General features: G+C 68.6%; 14 protein-coding genes. All 14 read right to left on the reverse strand.

Annotation, left to right across the window (positions count from 1 at the left end; genetic code table 11):
- Nucleotides 1–49 precede the first annotated feature (49 nt).
- Complete coding sequence (locus tag A2X88_03455; protein ID OGP35188.1) at nt 50–922, reverse strand: 4-hydroxy-tetrahydrodipicolinate synthase; 873 nt, start codon at nt 920–922, stop codon at nt 50–52.
- Nucleotides 923–934: 12 nt separating this feature from the next.
- Nucleotides 935–1,762 (reverse strand): diaminopimelate epimerase, encoded by an 828-nt coding sequence (locus A2X88_03460; GenBank protein OGP35189.1) that lies wholly within the window; start codon nt 1,760–1,762, stop codon nt 935–937.
- Nucleotides 1,763–1,846: 84 nt separating this feature from the next.
- The gene (locus tag A2X88_03465; GenBank protein ID OGP35190.1) at nt 1,847–3,139 is read right to left on the reverse strand and encodes a diaminopimelate decarboxylase; all 1,293 of its coding nucleotides are present in this window, start codon (nt 3,137–3,139) and stop codon (nt 1,847–1,849) included.
- Nucleotides 3,140–3,143: 4 nt separating this feature from the next.
- The gene (locus A2X88_03470; GenBank protein ID OGP35191.1) at nt 3,144–3,341 is read right to left on the reverse strand and encodes a hypothetical protein; all 198 of its coding nucleotides are present in this window, start codon (nt 3,339–3,341) and stop codon (nt 3,144–3,146) included.
- The gene (locus A2X88_03475) at nt 3,338–4,711 is read right to left on the reverse strand and encodes an argininosuccinate lyase (protein ID OGP35192.1); all 1,374 of its coding nucleotides are present in this window, start codon (nt 4,709–4,711) and stop codon (nt 3,338–3,340) included. Before A2X88_03475 ends, A2X88_03470 begins: the two co-directional genes overlap by 4 nt.
- 1 nt (nt 4,712) lies before the next feature.
- Nucleotides 4,713–5,927: an argininosuccinate synthase gene (locus tag A2X88_03480; protein OGP35193.1), complete on the reverse strand. Its 1,215-nt coding sequence runs from the start codon at nt 5,925–5,927 to the stop codon at nt 4,713–4,715.
- A 19-nt stretch (nt 5,928–5,946) separates the two neighbouring features.
- The gene (locus tag A2X88_03485; protein OGP35194.1) at nt 5,947–6,864 is read right to left on the reverse strand and encodes an ornithine carbamoyltransferase; all 918 of its coding nucleotides are present in this window, start codon (nt 6,862–6,864) and stop codon (nt 5,947–5,949) included.
- Nucleotides 6,861–8,060, reverse strand: coding sequence for a hypothetical protein (locus tag A2X88_03490; protein OGP35195.1), 1,200 nt, complete (start codon nt 8,058–8,060; stop codon nt 6,861–6,863). Before A2X88_03490 ends, A2X88_03485 begins: the two co-directional genes overlap by 4 nt.
- Nucleotides 8,061–8,065: 5 nt before the next feature.
- Nucleotides 8,066–8,956, reverse strand: a complete 891-nt coding sequence (locus A2X88_03495; GenBank protein ID OGP35231.1) for an acetylglutamate kinase — start codon at nt 8,954–8,956, stop codon at nt 8,066–8,068.
- A 34-nt stretch (nt 8,957–8,990) separates the two neighbouring features.
- Nucleotides 8,991–10,328: an HslU--HslV peptidase ATPase subunit gene (locus tag A2X88_03500; GenBank protein OGP35232.1), complete on the reverse strand. Its 1,338-nt coding sequence runs from the start codon at nt 10,326–10,328 to the stop codon at nt 8,991–8,993.
- Nucleotides 10,329–10,366: 38 nt separating this feature from the next.
- On the reverse strand, nt 10,367–10,909 hold the full coding sequence (locus A2X88_03505) for an HslU--HslV peptidase proteolytic subunit (protein OGP35196.1): 543 nt from the start codon (nt 10,907–10,909) through the stop codon (nt 10,367–10,369).
- Nucleotides 10,906–11,874: a hypothetical protein gene (locus A2X88_03510; GenBank protein ID OGP35197.1), complete on the reverse strand. Its 969-nt coding sequence runs from the start codon at nt 11,872–11,874 to the stop codon at nt 10,906–10,908. Before A2X88_03510 ends, A2X88_03505 begins: the two co-directional genes overlap by 4 nt.
- 42 nt (nt 11,875–11,916) lie before the next feature.
- Nucleotides 11,917–13,248, reverse strand: coding sequence for a methylenetetrahydrofolate--tRNA-(uracil(54)-C(5))-methyltransferase (FADH(2)-oxidizing) TrmFO (locus A2X88_03515; GenBank protein ID OGP35198.1), 1,332 nt, complete (start codon nt 13,246–13,248; stop codon nt 11,917–11,919).
- Nucleotides 13,249–13,255: 7 nt separating this feature from the next.
- On the reverse strand, nt 13,256–14,959 hold the full coding sequence (locus tag A2X88_03520; protein OGP35199.1) for a hypothetical protein: 1,704 nt from the start codon (nt 14,957–14,959) through the stop codon (nt 13,256–13,258).
- Nucleotides 14,960–14,978 lie beyond the last annotated feature (19 nt).

Consider the following 14,978-nt stretch of genomic DNA (forward strand, 5'->3'; position numbering starts at 1 on the left):
GGCCCCCTGCAGCGGCGCTCGGATGCCAAGGTATTTGCGAGACGGTGCACTAGACCAGTCTCAGGTCGGAGAGGACCTTGGCGAGCACCTTCCGGTTCGCGTCCGACATCGGGCAGAGGGGGAGGCGGAACTCCTCCCGGATCCGTCCCATCATGGCGAGGGCGGTCTTGGCGGGAATCGGGTTCGTCTCGATGAAGCAGGCGTTGAAGAGCGGCCAGAGCCGGTAGTGAATCTCCCGGGCCCTGGAGATCTCGCCGATCACGTAGGCGTCGTAGAGATCGGCCATCGCCCGCGGCGCGACGTTCGAGGTCACGGAGATGACCCCCTTCGCCCCGAGCGCCAGCATCGGGAAATAGAGGAAGTCGTCCCCGGAGAGCACGCAGAACTTCTTCGGAGTCTCCCGGAGGATGTCGCAGATCTGGTTCAGGTTCCCCGACGCCTCCTTCACCCCGACGATGTTCGGGATCTCCGCGAGGCGCGCGACGGTAGCGGCCGTCATGTTCACTCCGGTCCTCCCGGGGACGTTGTAGAGAATGATCGGGATGTCGGCCGACTCCGCCACCGCCCGGAAGTGCCGGTAGAGCCCCTCCTGGGTCGGCTTGTTGTAGTAGGGGGTGATGACGAGCGCCCCGCTCGCCCCCGCCTTCCGGGCATACCGGGTGAGCAGGATCGCCTCCCGGGTGTTGTTCGAGCCGGTCCCCGCGATGACGGGAACCTTCCCCCCGGCCGCGTCGATGACGGTGTCGATCACCCGCTCGTGCTCTTCGAAAGAGAGGGTGGCGGATTCTCCCGTGGTGCCGCACGGGACGATCCCGTCCGTCCCGCTCTCGATCTGGAACCGGACCAGCTTCCGCAGCGCCGCCCGGTCCACCTTCCCGTTCCGGAACGGCGTGACCGTCGCGACAATGGCCCCCTGAAACATCGCTTCACCCCCTCAGTAAGAGTAGGCTTCCTCGGCAATCACCCCGTCGCAGGACCACGAGGTGTCCCCTTCCAGGAATACGTCCCCGAAATCCTTCCGCCCGGAGTCGAAGTGGATCGTGAGCAGCTCCCCCCCCCGGGTCCGGACCCCCACCGGAGGGGTGGCGAGCCCGTGGACCGCCGCCAGGATGCCGCAGGCCACCGCCCCGGTCCCGCAGGCCAGAGTCTCCCCCTCCACCCCCCGCTCGTAGGTGCGGATCCGGATCTCGCCGTTCCCGGCGAGGGCGAAGTTCACGTTCGTCCCCCGCGGGGAGAAGGCCCGGTGGGTCCGGATCCCGCGGCCGACCCCCAGGACGTCCGCCTTCTCCAGGTCGGGAACGAACAGGACGACGTGGGGCACCCCGGTGTTCAGGAAGGAATACCGGTACTTCCGGCCTCCCAGCGTGAGCGTCCTGTCGCGCGCAAGCCCGCGGGGAGCGGTCATCTGGAGCTTCACGCGGCGCCCCCGGACCTCGGCGCGGATGATCCCGGCGCCGGTCCGGAAGGACATCCGCGTCTTCGCGATCCCCCGCTCGGCCGCGAAGCGCGAGGCGCACCGCCCCCCGTTGCCGCACATCTCCGCGACGGAACCGTCGGCGTTGTGGAACCTCCACCGGAAGTCGACCGTCCGGTCCCGCTCGAGGAAGATCATCCCGTCCGCCCCGATCGACCGCTTCCGGTCGCACACCTTCCGGACGAACTCCGGGAAGCCGGCCCCGTCCATCACGCCGTCCCGGTTGTCGACCAGGAGAAAATCGTTCCCGCTGCCGTTCAGCTTGGAAAAGGGGATCTTCTTCTTCACGCGTGCACCCGATTTCGGATATTTCGCTATCCTAACAGAATGCCGGATTCCATTCCACGGGAAGCGCCGGAACCCGGCGGCGCCCTACTTCCGTCCCTTGCCGCGCCGCAGAAAGGAGGCCGTCCGCTCGCCCCGGTCGAGGTCCCGGACCGCCTCGCGCTCCCGCACCACCTCGAACGAATCCCCGGAGACCATCACCTCCGCCGCCCGCGGGCGGGAATTGTAGGTGGAGGACATCGAGAAGCCGTACGCCCCGGCGCTCATCACCGCCAGCAGGTCTCCCGACGCGACGGCCGGGAGCCTGCGGTCCCGTGCGAGGAAGTCCCCCGACTCGCAGACGGGTCCGACCACGTCCCCGACCATGCGGCCACGCCGCCCCTTCCCGACCGGGACGATGGCGTGGAACGACCCGTACAGGGAGGGGCGGGCCAGGTCGTTCATCGCGGCGTCCACGATGACGAAATCCTTCCGCCCCTTGCCCTTGGGCGCGGGGGAGGACTTCGTGTAGAGCACGCGGGTGAGCAGCACCCCGGCGTTCCCCACGAGCACGCGCCCCGGCTCTAGCACCAGGGTGATCGGAAGGCCCGCAAACACTTTCCGGACCGCCTCCGCGTACTGCTTCGGGTGCGGCGGCATCTCGTCGTCGTAGGGGATCCCGAGCCCGCCGCCGATGTCGACCAGCCGGATCGGGAGGCCCATCCGGAGGAGGCGCTCGACCAGCGCCCGCACCCGCTTCGCGGCGTCCACGAACGGGGAGAGCTCGGTGAGCTGGGATCCGATGTGGCAATCCACCCCGACCACCTCGAGATGCTTCCGCTTCGCCGCCCAGGCGTAATCCCGCAAGGCCTGCCCCATGTGAATCCCGAACTTGTTCTTCTTCAGCCCCGTCGAGATGTAGGGGTGCGTCTTCGGGTCCACGTCCGGGTTTACCCGGAGGGCGACCGGCGCCCGCTTCCCCATCCCGCGGGCCACCGCGTCGATCGTCTCCAGCTCCTCCCGGGACTCCACGTTGAACATCCGGATGTTCCGGGATAGCGCCTCGCCGATCTCCCCGGCCGTCTTCCCGACCCCGGAGTAGACGATCTTCGAGGGGAGTGCTCCCGCCGCGAGGGCGCGCCGGAGCTCCCCGCTGGAGACGATGTCCACCCCGCTCCCCATCCGGGTGAAGGTCCGGATGACGGATCGGTTCGAGTTCGCCTTCATGGAGTAGCAGATCAGATGGGGGATCCCGGAGAAGGCCTCGTCGAACACGGCGTAGTGGCGGGAGAGAGTCGAATGGCTGTATACGTAGGCCGGGGTCCCCACCGCCTCGGCGATCGTCCGCAGCGGCACCTCCTCACAGTGGAGATGTCCGGCTTTTCTGACGAAATGATGCATCGCTCTACCTCGGTGCGCTCCACCGGGAGGAGAGGAATGCCCCCGCGTGGAACGGGTGGAATGCGTGGATCACGGCCGCGTTTCCCCGGAGCGGCTCCGGCTTCGCCTTCCGGCCGCAGGCCGGCAGCTGGAGCAGGATGAGCGGAAGAAGCAGAAGGAGGAGGCCGCGGACCGCCCCCGCCCTCCGGACCGGGGATGTCATCGCTTCTTGAGGGCCTCCAGCCGCCGCTTCACCCGGGAGAGTCCCGTCCCTCCCCGGGTCTTCCGCATCCGGACCGAGTTCGACAGGGAGATGACGTCCCGCACCTCCTCATCGATCCGGGTGGAGAAGGAGCGGAATTCCTTCAGGCTCAGGTCCTTCAGCCGCTTTCCCTTCTCCTCGCAGTAACGGACGATCTTCCCGCTGATCTCGTGGGCCTTGCGGAAGGGGATCCCCTTCCGCGCGAGATAGTCGGCCAGGTCGGTCGCCGTGAGAAAGCCGTCGTCGCAGGCGGCCCGCATCCGTTCCTCGTTCACCCGCATCCCCTGAAGGAGAAGCGCCGTTCCGATGAGCGATTCCCGGACCGTCCGGGAGGAGTCGAAGAGCGGCTCCTTGTCCTCCTGCATGTCCCGGTTGTAGGAGAGGGGGAGCCCCTTCATCATCGTGAGCAGGTTCAACAGGTTCCCGTAGGCCCTTCCCGTCTTCCCCCGGACCAGCTCGGCGACGTCGGGGTTCTTCTTCTGCGGCATGATGCTGCTTCCCGTGCAGAGCTCGTCCGGGAACGACAGGAACCCGAACTCCGCGGAAGACCAGTAGACGAACTCCTCGGAGAGGCGCGACAGGTGCATCATCGTGACCGCGCAGGAATAGAGGAAGTCGGCGGCGAAGTCGCGGTCGGAGACCGCGTCGATGCTGTTTTCGCAGACCCCGTCCATCCCGAGCTCCCGGGCCACGAACTCCCGGTCGAGCGGGAAGGTCGACCCGGCGAGCGCCCCCGCCCCGAGGGGGGAGACGTTCATACGCCGCCGCGCGTCCCGGAACCGTTCCGCGTCCCGACCGAGCATCTCGTGATAGGCCAGCAGGTGGTGGGAGAAGAGCACCGGCTGGGCGCGCTGGACATGGGTGTAGCCCGGCATCACCACGCCGAACAGGCTTTCCGCGCGCCGGAGCAGGATCCCGCGGACCTTCTCGAGGAGCGCCGCGATCCCGTCGCAGGCGTCGCGCAGAAAGAGCCGCAGGTCGAGCGCCACCTGGTCGTTCCGGCTCCGGCCGGTGTGCAGCTTCCCCCCGACCGGGCCGATCTTCCGGATCAGGAACTGCTCGACCGCCATGTGGATGTCTTCCTGGGAGAGGTTGAAGGAGAGCTTCCCCGCCTCGATCTCCTCCCGGATCTCCTTCAGCGCCGAGACGATCTTCCTTCCCTCGGCCGCCGACAATATCTTCTGCTTCGCCAGCATCCTCGCGTGGGCGATGCTTCCCTCGATGTCATGCCGGTAGAGCAGCACGTCGTAGGAAATCGAGGCGGTGAACTCCTCGACAAACGAGTCGATTCCCCCCTCGAACCGTCCGCCCCAGGCCTTCTTCTTCGCCATGTCAGCCCTTCCCCTTCCCGTCCCTGAGCATCGCCCGGATCTTGAGCCGGAGCGCGTTGATCTTCACGAACCCTTCCGCGTCCCGCTGGTTGAACACCGTCTCCTTCTCGAAGGTCGCGAAGTCGGTCCGGTAGAGGCTGTAGCGGCTTTTGCGCCCCGCGATCCCGCAGTTCCCCTTGTAGAGCTTGAGCCGCGCCGTCCCGGTCACGTTCTCCTGCGTCTTCTCGATCGCCGCGCGGAGCATCTCCATCTCCGGGGAGAACCAGTACCCGTAGTAGATCAGCTCCGCGAACCTGGGAACCAGCGAATCGCGCAGGTGCATCACCTCCCGGTCGAGGGTGATCGACTCGACGGCCCGGTGGGCGGCATGGAGGATCGTCCCCCCCGGGGTCTCGTACACGCCGCGCGACTTGATCCCCACGTACCGGTTCTCCACGAGATCCACCCTCCCGATCCCGTGGGTCCCCCCGATCCGGTTCAGGTGCGCCAGCAGCTTCGCCGGTCCCATCCTCTTTCCGTCCACCGCCGTGGGGATCCCCTTCACGAAGTCGACCTCCACGTAGACCGCCTTGTCCGGCGCCTTCTCCGGCGACCGGGTGAGGACATAGATGTCCTCCGGCGGCTCGGAGTAGGGGTCCTCGAGGATCCCCCCCTCGAAGCTGATGTGCAGGAGGTTCCGGTCGCTCGACCAGGGCTTTTTCGCGGTCACCGGGGTCTGGATGCCGTGCCTGCGGGCGTAGTTCACCAGGTCGGTCCTCGAGGTGAACTCCCACTCCCGCCACGGGGTGATCACCCGGATCCCCGGCATCAGGGCGTAGTAGGTCAGCTCGAACCGCACCTGGTCGTTCCCCTTCCCGGTCGACCCGTGGGACACGGCGTCCGCCTTCTCCCGGCGGGCCAACTCGATCTGCTTCTGCGCGATGAGCGGGCGAGCGAGCGAGGTCCCGAGAAGGTAGGAGCCCTCGTAGACCGCGTTCGCCATGAGCGCCGGAAAGACGAAGTCGCGGACGAACTCGTCCTGGACGTTCTCGACGTACACCTTGGAGGCGCCCGTCTTTTTCGCCTTGGCGCGCACCGGGTCGAGCTCCTCCCCCTGCCCGAGGTCGGCCACGAAGGCGATCACCTCGCAGTCGTAGGTCTCGATCAGCCACCGCAGGATGACCGAGGTGTCGAGCCCTCCCGAATATGCCAGCACCACCTTCTTCACCGAGCCCACGGATCCCTCCTTCGTCCGGTCAATGTGAAATGCAACGTTCGAGAACGGCCATCTGCAGGTGAAGGCGGTTCTCCGCCTCGTCGAACACGGCGGACTGCGGACCCTCCATCACCTCGTCCGTGATCTCCTCCCCGCGGTGGGCGGGAAGGCAGTGCATGACGATCGCGTTCCGGTGCGCGACCCGCAGCAGGCCGTCGTCGATCCGGAATCCGCGGAAAGCCCGGAGCCTCCGCTTCCGCTCCTTCTCCTGTCCCATGCTCGTCCAGACGTCGGTGTAGAGAATGTCCGCGCCCCGGGCCGCATCGAGCGGGTCCCGCACGATCCTCACCTCCCCCCGGCCGGTCCTCGCCGCCTCCCGGCGGATCGACGCGGAGGGCTCGAACCCCTTCGGGCAGGCCAGCCGCAGGGTGAACCCGAGGAGGTGCGCGGCCTCCACCCAGGAGTTCGCCACGTTGTTTCCGTCCCCGATGAAGGCGACCCGCATCCTGCGCAGGTCGAATCCCCGTTCCTGCGCCGTCATCAGGTCGGCCAGCACCTGGCAGGGATGGTGGTCGTCGCTGAGGCCGTTGATCACCGGGACGGCGGCGGACGCCGCCATCTCCTCCGCCACGGCGTGGGAGAAGGTCCGGATCAGGATGGCGTCCGCGTAGCGGGAGAGAACCCTGGCGGTGTCCCGCACCGGCTCCCCCCTCCCGATCTGGGTGTCCTCGGGGGAGAGGAAGAGGGCGTGTCCCCCCAGCCGGGTCATCCCGACCTCGAAGGAGACCCGCGTCCGGGTGGAGGCCTTCTGGAAGATCATCGCCAGCGACTTTCCCGCGAGCGGGCGCGGAGGCGCCCCGCGCCTCTTCCACCTGCGCTTCCAGGCGCGTCCCGAGGCGACCAGCGCCAGGACGTCGCGCGCGGTCAGATCGAGGACCCGCAGGAGATCCCGCCTCACTTCGGCCCCTCCCGCGGGAGCGACTCCGCGAGCATCGAGAGCCCCACGCGCAGCTCCGCCTCGGTGACGGTCAGCGGCGGAAGGAACCGCAGCACCTTCTCGCCCGCCGTCCCCACGACCAGTCCGGCGGCCAGGCACCGCTGCACCGTCTCCTTCACCTCGGCCTCCATCTCCATCCCGATCATCAGCCCCATCCCCCGGATCTCCCGAACGTCGGAGCGGCCCCGCGCGATCGCAAGAAGCCCCTCCCGCAGGAGATCGCCCTTCCGGCAGACCTCGGCTAGGAACCCGGGGGCGAGGACCGTCTCCAGCACCACCTTCGACGCCGCGCAGCAGACCGGGTTTCCCCCGAACGTGCTCCCGTGCGTCCCCGGTCCGAAGGCGGCCGCGACCTCCTCCCGCGCGACCACCGCGCCCAGCGGCAGCCCGTTCGCCAGCCCCTTGGCGAACGTCGCGATGTCCGGCAGGATCCCGAAATGCGAGCTGGCCAGGAAGGCGCCGGTGCGCCCCATCCCCGACTGGATCTCGTCGGCCACGAAGAGGATCCCGCGCTCCCGGCACAGCGAGAAGGCTTTTCCCAGGTACCCCGCGGGATGAACCCGCACTCCGGACTCCCCCTGCACCGGCTCCACGAGAAACGCGCACACGGACCCGTCGAGCGCCCTCTCGAGCGCGGGCAGATCGCCGAAGGGGACCGCCGTGAACCCGGGAAGCATCGGCTCGAACCCCCGGTGGAACTTCGGCTGCGCCGTGGCGGACAGCCCCCCGTAGGTCCGGCCGTGGAATCCCCCCTCGACCACGACGAACCCGGAGGCCCCCTTCCTCGCGCCGTCGGAGGCCCATTTCCTCGCGAGCTTGATCGCCGCCTCGTTCGCCTCGGTCCCGCTGTTGCAGAAAAAGACCTTCCCCCCGCCCGCCGCGCCGGAGAGCAGCGCGCCCAGTTCCGCCTGGACCGGAACGTGGAACAGGTTGGAGACATGGGTGAGGGCCTTCGCCTGTCCGCAGACCGCCTCGACGACGCGCGGATGGGAGTGGCCGAGGAGGGCGACCGCGATCCCCCCCAGGAGGTCGAGATACTCCTTCCCCTCGGCATCGAAGAGGCGCGCTCCCTCCCCCCGGACGAAGGCGACGGGAGCCCGGGCGTAATTCCCCATCTGGTGCTTCTGCGTCATCCCCGTGATCTCCGCGGAGGTCATGCTCCTCACCCCTCCGGCTCCGGAGCGGTGATTTCCGTGCCGATCCCCGCGTCGGTGAAGATCTCCAGCAGGACGCTGTGGGGGACGCGTCCGTCGAGGATGTGGACCTTCCTCACACCCTTCCCCAGAGCCGTCAGGCCGCACTCCACCTTGGGGATCATTCCCCCCGTGATGCTCCCCTCCCCGATCGCCGCTTCGCACTCCCGCGCGGTCATCGTGGAGACCAGCTCCCCCCGGCCGTTCCTCACCCCGGCGACGTCGGTCAGCAGGATCAGCTTCTCTGCGGCCAGGGCCCCGGCCACCTCGGCGGCGACCGTGTCCCCGTTGATGTTGTAGGCTTCCCCCTTCTCCCCGACGCCGATCGGGGCGATCACCGGGACGAACCCGCTCTTCTCCAGCGCGCGGATCACCTCGGGGCGCACCTCGACGACCTCCCCCACCAGGCCGAGGTCGAGCGGGGTGGATCCCGGGCCGCCCTTCCCGGGGGGCCGGTACTTCCGCGCCCGGATCAGGTCCCCGTCCTTCCCGGAGAGCCCGACCGCATTCCCCCCGAATCGCTGGATGAGGGCGACGATCTGCTTGTTCACCGTCCCCCCGAGGACCATCTCGACGATCTCCATGGCCGCCGGGGAGGTCACCCGCAGCCCCTCCTTCCGCTCGGAGGGGATGGCAAGCTTCTCCAGCATCCGGTCGATCTGCGGCCCACCTCCGTGCACCACCACCGGGCGGATCCCCACCAGCTGGAGCAGGACGATGTCCTCCGCGAAGGAGGCCATCCGCTCCTCCCCGGCCATCGCCGCTCCCCCGTACTTGACCACGACGGTCTTCCCGCGGAACTCCCGGATGTACGGGAGCGCCTCGATCAGCGTCTCGGCCTTCTGGATATATCCCCGCATCCTCGATTCGTCCATCGCGCCAGGGCCCCGCCCTTCAGAGAATGTACCGACTGACATCCACGTCCCGGACGATCCCGGCCAGCTTCTCCTCCACGTAGGAGGCCGCGATCGAGATCTCCTGTCCCCCGATCTCCGGGGCCGTGAACAGCAGGTCCTCGAGCAGCTTCTCCAGGATCGTGTGCAGCCGCCTCGCCCCGATGTTCTCGGTCCGGTCGTTCACCTCGCAGGCCATCTCCGCGATCCGGTCCACCGCCTCCGGGGTGAACGTGAGCCGCACCCCTTCCGTGGCGAGCAGCTCCGTGTACTGGCGGGTCAGCGACCCGTGCGGCTCGGTCAGGATCCGCACGAAGTCCTCCCGCGTCAGGGGGTCGAGCTCCACCCGGATCGGGAACCTCCCCTGGAGCTCCGGGATCAGGTCGGACGGCTTCGCCGTGTGGAAGGCCCCTGCCGCGATGAAGAGGATATGGTCGGTCCGGACCATCCCGTGCTTCGTGTTCACGTTCGAGCCTTCCACGATGGGAAGGAGGTCGCGCTGGACACCCTGCCGCGACACGTCGGGACCCGCAGTCGACTCCCGCCCCGCGATCTTGTCGATCTCGTCGAGGAAGACGATGCCGCTCTGCTCCGTGCGTTCCACCGCATTCCTCTTCACCTGATCCATGTCGACCATCCGGGCGGCCTCCTCCTTCTCGAGGAACCCGAGCGCCTCGGGGACCCGCATCCGTTTCCTGCGGACCCGCTTCGGAAAGAGGTTCCCCAGCATCTCCTGGAGGTTCCCCTCGATCGATTCCCCTCCGCCGGTCACCCCGATCAGGTCGATCGCCGGCATCGCGCTCTCCCGCACCTCGACCTCCACGAACCGCTCCGTGAGCTTTTTTTCCCGGAGCATCGCCCGGAGCCGCTCCCGCGAGTCGCTCCCCGTCCCTTCCGGTCCCTCCGCCGGCCCCTCCCCCGGCCTGCGGGGGGGCGGCGCCGGCAGGAGGATGTCCAGCAGCCTCTCCTCCGCCGCGGCCTTCGCCCGGCCCGCCACCCTCTCCATCTCCTCCGTGCGCACCATGTGGACCGCGGTCTCCACGAGGTCTCGGACGATCGACTCGACGTCCCTCCCGACGTACCCGACCTCCGTGAACTTCGAGGCCTCGACCTTCACGAACGGCGCCTGGGCAAGGCGGGCGAGCCTCCTGGCGATCTCGGTCTTCCCCACGCCGGTCGGCCCCACCATGAGGATGTTCTTCGGCGCGATCTCCTCCCGGAGCTCCTCCGGCACCTGCCGGCGCCGCCACCGGTTCCGCAGGGCGATCGCCACCGCGCGCTTGGCGTTCTGCTGCCCGACGATGTGCCGGTCGAGCTCCGCGACGATCTCCCGGGGAATCCGGGGGGCCTCCGGCGCGGTCTGGCGTTCCGGTCCGCTCACGGCGCCGCGATCTCGTCGGCCACGATGTTGCTGTTCGTGTAGATGCAGATCTCCGACGCGATCCGGAGCGCCTCCCGGGCGACCTCGATCGCCGGCCGGTCGGTGTGCAGCAGCAGCGCGCGGGCCGCCGCAAGGGCCATGGGCCCCCCGGACCCGACCGCGAGCACGCCGTCGTCCGGCTCCACCACGTCGCCGCTGCCGGACAGCAGCATCAGCTCCCGCCCGTCGGTGACCACCATCAGGGCGTCCAGCCGCCGAAGCACCCTGTCCGTCCTCCAGTCCTTGGCAAGCTCGACGGCCGAACGGCGCAAGCCCCCCCGGAACTCGACCAGCTTCCCCTCGAACTTCTCGAAGAGGGTGAAGGCGTCCGCGGTCGCCCCGGCGAACCCGGCCAGGACCCGGTCCTGGTAGAGCCGCCGGATCTTCTTCGCCGTGTGCTTGAGCACCGTCGCTCCCATCGTCACCTGGCCGTCCCCCGCCAGGGCCACCCGTCCGCCCCGGGAGACCGCCACGATCGTCGTTCCGCGCCGCTCCGTCATTTCCGTTCCTTCCTGCCCGGACCGGGCCGCTCTCCCCTCCCGCGGGGGCCCGCCGCCATCGGGTGCGCCTCCTCGTACGCGCGGACCAGGTGGCTGACGTTGACCCTCGCGTAGCGCTGGGTCGTGGATAGGGAGGCGTGCCCCAGCATCTCCTGGATGGCCCGCAGGTCCGCCCCCGACTCGAGCAGGTGCGTGGCGAAGGAGTGGCGGATCCCGTGGGGGGATAGGTGCCTCCCGATCCCGGCCCGCTCCAGGGAGCGGGAGAGGATCCGGGCCACGCTCCGCGCCGTGAGCCCTCCCCCGCGCGCGTTCCGGAAGAGGGGTGCGTCCCACCCCTCCTCCGCGTCCCGCATCGAAAACGGGCTCCCGTCGAGGTACCCGGCCAGCGCCGCCCGGGCCTGCTCTCCCACGGGCACCACCCGCACCTTCCGCCCCTTCCCCGGGACCCGCACGGTCCCTTCTTCCAGCGAGAGGTCGCTCCGGCGGAGGGAAACCAGCTCCCCCACCCGGAGTCCGGAGGAATAGAGAAGCTCCAGGATCGCGGCGTCCCGCTTCCCTCTCCACCCCTCCGGCTGGACCGCCCGGAGAAGGTCGAGCATCTCGTCCACCGGGAGAAATCCGGGCAGGCGCGTTTCCCGACGGGGAGAGGCAAGCCCTTCGGCGGGGTTTCCCCGCATCTCCCCTTGGACGATCAGGAACGAGAAGAAGCTCCTGACGGCCGCGATTTTTCTCGCGATCGTGCTCCCCTTCCTTCCCGGATGCCGCGAGGCGAGGTACCGCCGCAGTTCCGCCGGGGTCACCGACGTCCAGCCGGAACCCCTGCCGTCCTCCGGATCACACCCTCGCTCCTCCGTCAGGAACGACCGGAGGTCCGACAGCTCCCGGAGATAGGCACGGGCCGTTTCCCGGGAGGCGTTCCTCTCCGACGAGAGGAACCGGGAGAATCGTTCGATAGCGGAATCCACGTCTCCGTGACCGTCCCTTTCCGGAAAGAAAAAGGAAAGAAACTATGTAACACACAAAGGGTTATATTCAAAGACCCTTTCGCGAAATTCCGCGGCGGCGGAGATCGCGCGTCTTGCCTGTCTCTCCTTCCGGTCCCGCTTTCTTCCCTCCGGGGGAGGGCCCAGGAGACCGAAGTTCGCGTTCATCGGCTGGGGAATCCCTTTCCGGGGGGTGGCGATGTACCGCATCAGGGCCCCCGTCATCGTCTCTTCGGGAAACGGCGACGGCTCCCTCCCCGCCGCCCTCGCCGCGATCGACGCCGCGGCGACGACCGCCGAGGCGATCGACTCCACGTACCCCTCCACCCCCGTGATCTGCCCCGCGAAGAAGAGTCCGGGGCGCACCCTGGATTCGAGCGTCGGGTGCAGGTGCCTTCCCGCATCCAGGTAGCTGTTCCGGTGGACGGAGCCGTGCCGGAGGAATTTCGCCCGCGTAAGCCCGGGAACGAGCGAGAAGACCCGCTCCTGCTCCGGATAGGCCAGCTTCGTCTGGAACCCGACGAGGTTGTACATCGTGCCGGCCAGGTTTTCCTTTCGAAGCTGGACGACCGCGTGGGCGACCTTTCCGGTCCGCGGATCGCGCAACCCCACCGGGCGCAGCGGTCCGAACAGCAGCGTCTCCGGGCCCCGCCGGGCAATCGCCTCGATCGGCATGCAGGCCTCGAAATGCCGCTCCTCCTCGAACTCCCTCGCCGGCACGACCCGCGCCGACAGAAGAGCCGCCAGGAAGGTCCCGTACTGCTCCCTCGTCATCGGGAAGTTCAGGTAGTCGCCGCCCCCCGCCCCGTACCGGTCGGCGGTGAACCCGGCGCGCAGGTCCAGCGAGGAGGCGTCCACGATCGGGGAGATGGCGTCGTAGAAGTAGAGCCCCTCTCCGCCGAGGAAGGATGCGATGTCCCGGGAAAGGGCCTCCGGGGGGAGGGGGCCGCAGGCGACCAGGACGAGCGGTCCGTCCGGAATCGAGGGGACCTCGTGTTCGTGGATGCGGATATTCCCCCGGGAGCGGACCGCCCCGGTCACCGCGCGGGCGAAGAGCTCCCGGTCCACGGCAAGCGCCTTCCCTGCCGGTACCCGGACCCGGTCCGCGAGGAGCAGCAGGTTGGAGCCGAACGCCCGCAGCTCCGCCTTGAGCAGTCCCTTGCCGGTGTTTGGGGCGTCGGCCCCCAGGGAGTTGCTGCAGACCAGCTCGGCGAACCACCCGGTGGTGTGGGCGGGGGAGGAGACGGCGGGGCGCATCTCGTGGAGGTCGACCTCCGCGCCGGCCGCGGAGAGGACCAGCGCGGCCTCGGAGCCGGCCAGGCCGGCGCCGACGATGATCGCCCGGGGAGGAGTCATGCCGTTCTCAGGAAGGCCCGGCGCCGCCGTCGACCTTGTGGAGCGGGAGAAACACCGTGAAGGTGCTGCCGCGGCCCGGGGTGGAGCGGACCTCGATGAACCCCTTGTGGAACTGGACGATCCTCTGCGAAATCGCCAGCCCGAGCCCGGTCCCCCCCTCCTTCGAGGTGAAGAAGGGGTTGAAGATCTTCCCGAGGGCGCCGGGGGCGATTCCCGTCCCCGTGTCGGTCACGGAAAGGACCACGTGCGGTTCGCGGTGGCGGAGCTGGGAATGGAGTTCGAGCCGGACCCTGCCGCCGCGGGAAGTCGCCTGGACGGCGTTGCGGACCAGGTTCCAGATCACCTGCCGCAACAGCTCCGCGTCCCCCTCCACGTGGAGAGGGTCTGCGGAGGGAGGCTCGACCTCCACGCCGGCATCCCGGGCATCCCCCGCCGACACCGCCTCCACGATCTCCCGGGAAAGCTCCGCCATGTCGACCGGTCCCACGTCCCGGAGGGCGGGGCGGGTATAGGCGAGAAACCCCGAGATCAGGTTGTTCAGCCGCGCGCTCTCCCGCCCGATGATGTCGAGCAGAGGTTTCGAGCCCTCCGGGATCTCCGGGATCTCCCGCAGCATCTGGGAGGAGCCGGCGATCGACGCGAGGGGATTCCGGATCTCGTGGGCGAGGCCTGCCGCCATCTCTCCCACCACCGCGAGCCGGTCGGCGATCCGGACCCGCTCCTCCATCTGCTTCACGGGACTCAGGTCCTGAAAGATGACGACGTTCCCGATCCAGGTCCCCTCCGCATCCTTCATCGGGGAGACGGAGAATCCGAGGAAGATCTCCGTGCCGTCCGCGCGCCGAAACGGGATCTCCGGGCGGGGAAGCCGGGACTCCGCCAGGGAACTGTCCAGGTCCACCCCGCCCAGCACCTCGGAAAGGGGCCTGCCGGAGACCTCCTCCTTGGAGACCCCCAGGATGCCGCAGGCAGTGTCGTTGATCAGGTTCACACGCCCGTTCGTGTCCCCGGTCAGGATCCCCGAAGGAATGTTCTCGATGACATACTTGTGAAACCGTTCCAGCTCCTGGAGGACATCCTCCCGCTCCCGTATCCGGATCCGGGAGCTCCGGATGTCCTCCCCCAGGATTCCCGAGAGGACTCCCGTCAGCAGAAACCCGATGGAGTTCGTGAGGATCGGGCGAAGGATCTGCCCGGAGGCGATCCCGACATTCTCGAAGCCGGGGGGGACGATGACCCCCTTCATCTGGAGGTACAGCAGCGTCCCGTAGGCGGCCGAGGAGAGGAAGGCCCAGAGCAGCGCCCCCCTCAGGAACATCTCCAGGCTTCCCAGCAGGATGACGATGATGTACATGAAGGCGAAGACGCTTTCGTACATGCCGGTGGCGAACACGATGATCGAGACGAAGGAGACGTCCACGAGGGCCTGGAGGAAGAGAAAGGGGGTCGAGAGGTCCCCGCTCCCCCAGATGGCGTAGCGGGCGAGGAGCCACCCGTAGGAAAGGACGACCGCCGCGTAGAGGAACTGGAAACCCCCGGGGAGGATCAGCTCGGGCTCCCGGAAGTGGACGGACACCGCGGAGGCCAGCAGGGCGAAAGTGATCCCGCTGCGGAGCAGGAGAAGGTTCCGCCCCGTCCCCTCGTTCCCCCGCCGTGCCGGCCGGGGGTACGAACCGGCCGCTGTCTGCCCGCTCCGGGTGTGCGCTTCCATCCCCGCGCCGCGGGATCCG

The sequence above is a fragment of the Deltaproteobacteria bacterium GWC2_65_14 genome (assembly GCA_001797615.1).
Classification (GTDB): domain Bacteria; phylum Desulfobacterota; class Deferrimicrobia; order Deferrimicrobiales; family Deferrimicrobiaceae; genus GWC2-65-14.

Bases quoted from the DNA above. Each gene is read 5' to 3' on its own strand.
- A2X88_03455 (OGP35188.1), bottom strand. From the start codon at position 922: ATGTTTCAGGGGGCCATTGTCGCGACGGTCACGCCGTTCCGGAACGGG.
- A2X88_03465 (OGP35190.1), bottom strand. From the start codon at position 3,139: ATGCATCATTTCGTCAGAAAAGCCGGACATCTCCACTGTGAGGAGGTG.
- A2X88_03470 (OGP35191.1), bottom strand. From the start codon at position 3,341: ATGACATCCCCGGTCCGGAGGGCGGGGGCGGTCCGCGGCCTCCTCCTT.
- A2X88_03475 (OGP35192.1), bottom strand. From the start codon at position 4,711: ATGGCGAAGAAGAAGGCCTGGGGCGGACGGTTCGAGGGGGGAATCGAC.
- A2X88_03490 (OGP35195.1), bottom strand. From the start codon at position 8,060: ATGACCTCCGCGGAGATCACGGGGATGACGCAGAAGCACCAGATGGGG.
- A2X88_03495 (OGP35231.1), bottom strand. From the start codon at position 8,956: ATGCGGGGATATATCCAGAAGGCCGAGACGCTGATCGAGGCGCTCCCG.
- A2X88_03505 (OGP35196.1), bottom strand. From the start codon at position 10,909: ATGACGGAGCGGCGCGGAACGACGATCGTGGCGGTCTCCCGGGGCGGA.
- A2X88_03515 (OGP35198.1), bottom strand. From the start codon at position 13,248: ATGACTCCTCCCCGGGCGATCATCGTCGGCGCCGGCCTGGCCGGCTCC.
- A2X88_03520 (OGP35199.1), bottom strand. From the start codon at position 14,959: ATGGAAGCGCACACCCGGAGCGGGCAGACAGCGGCCGGTTCGTACCCC.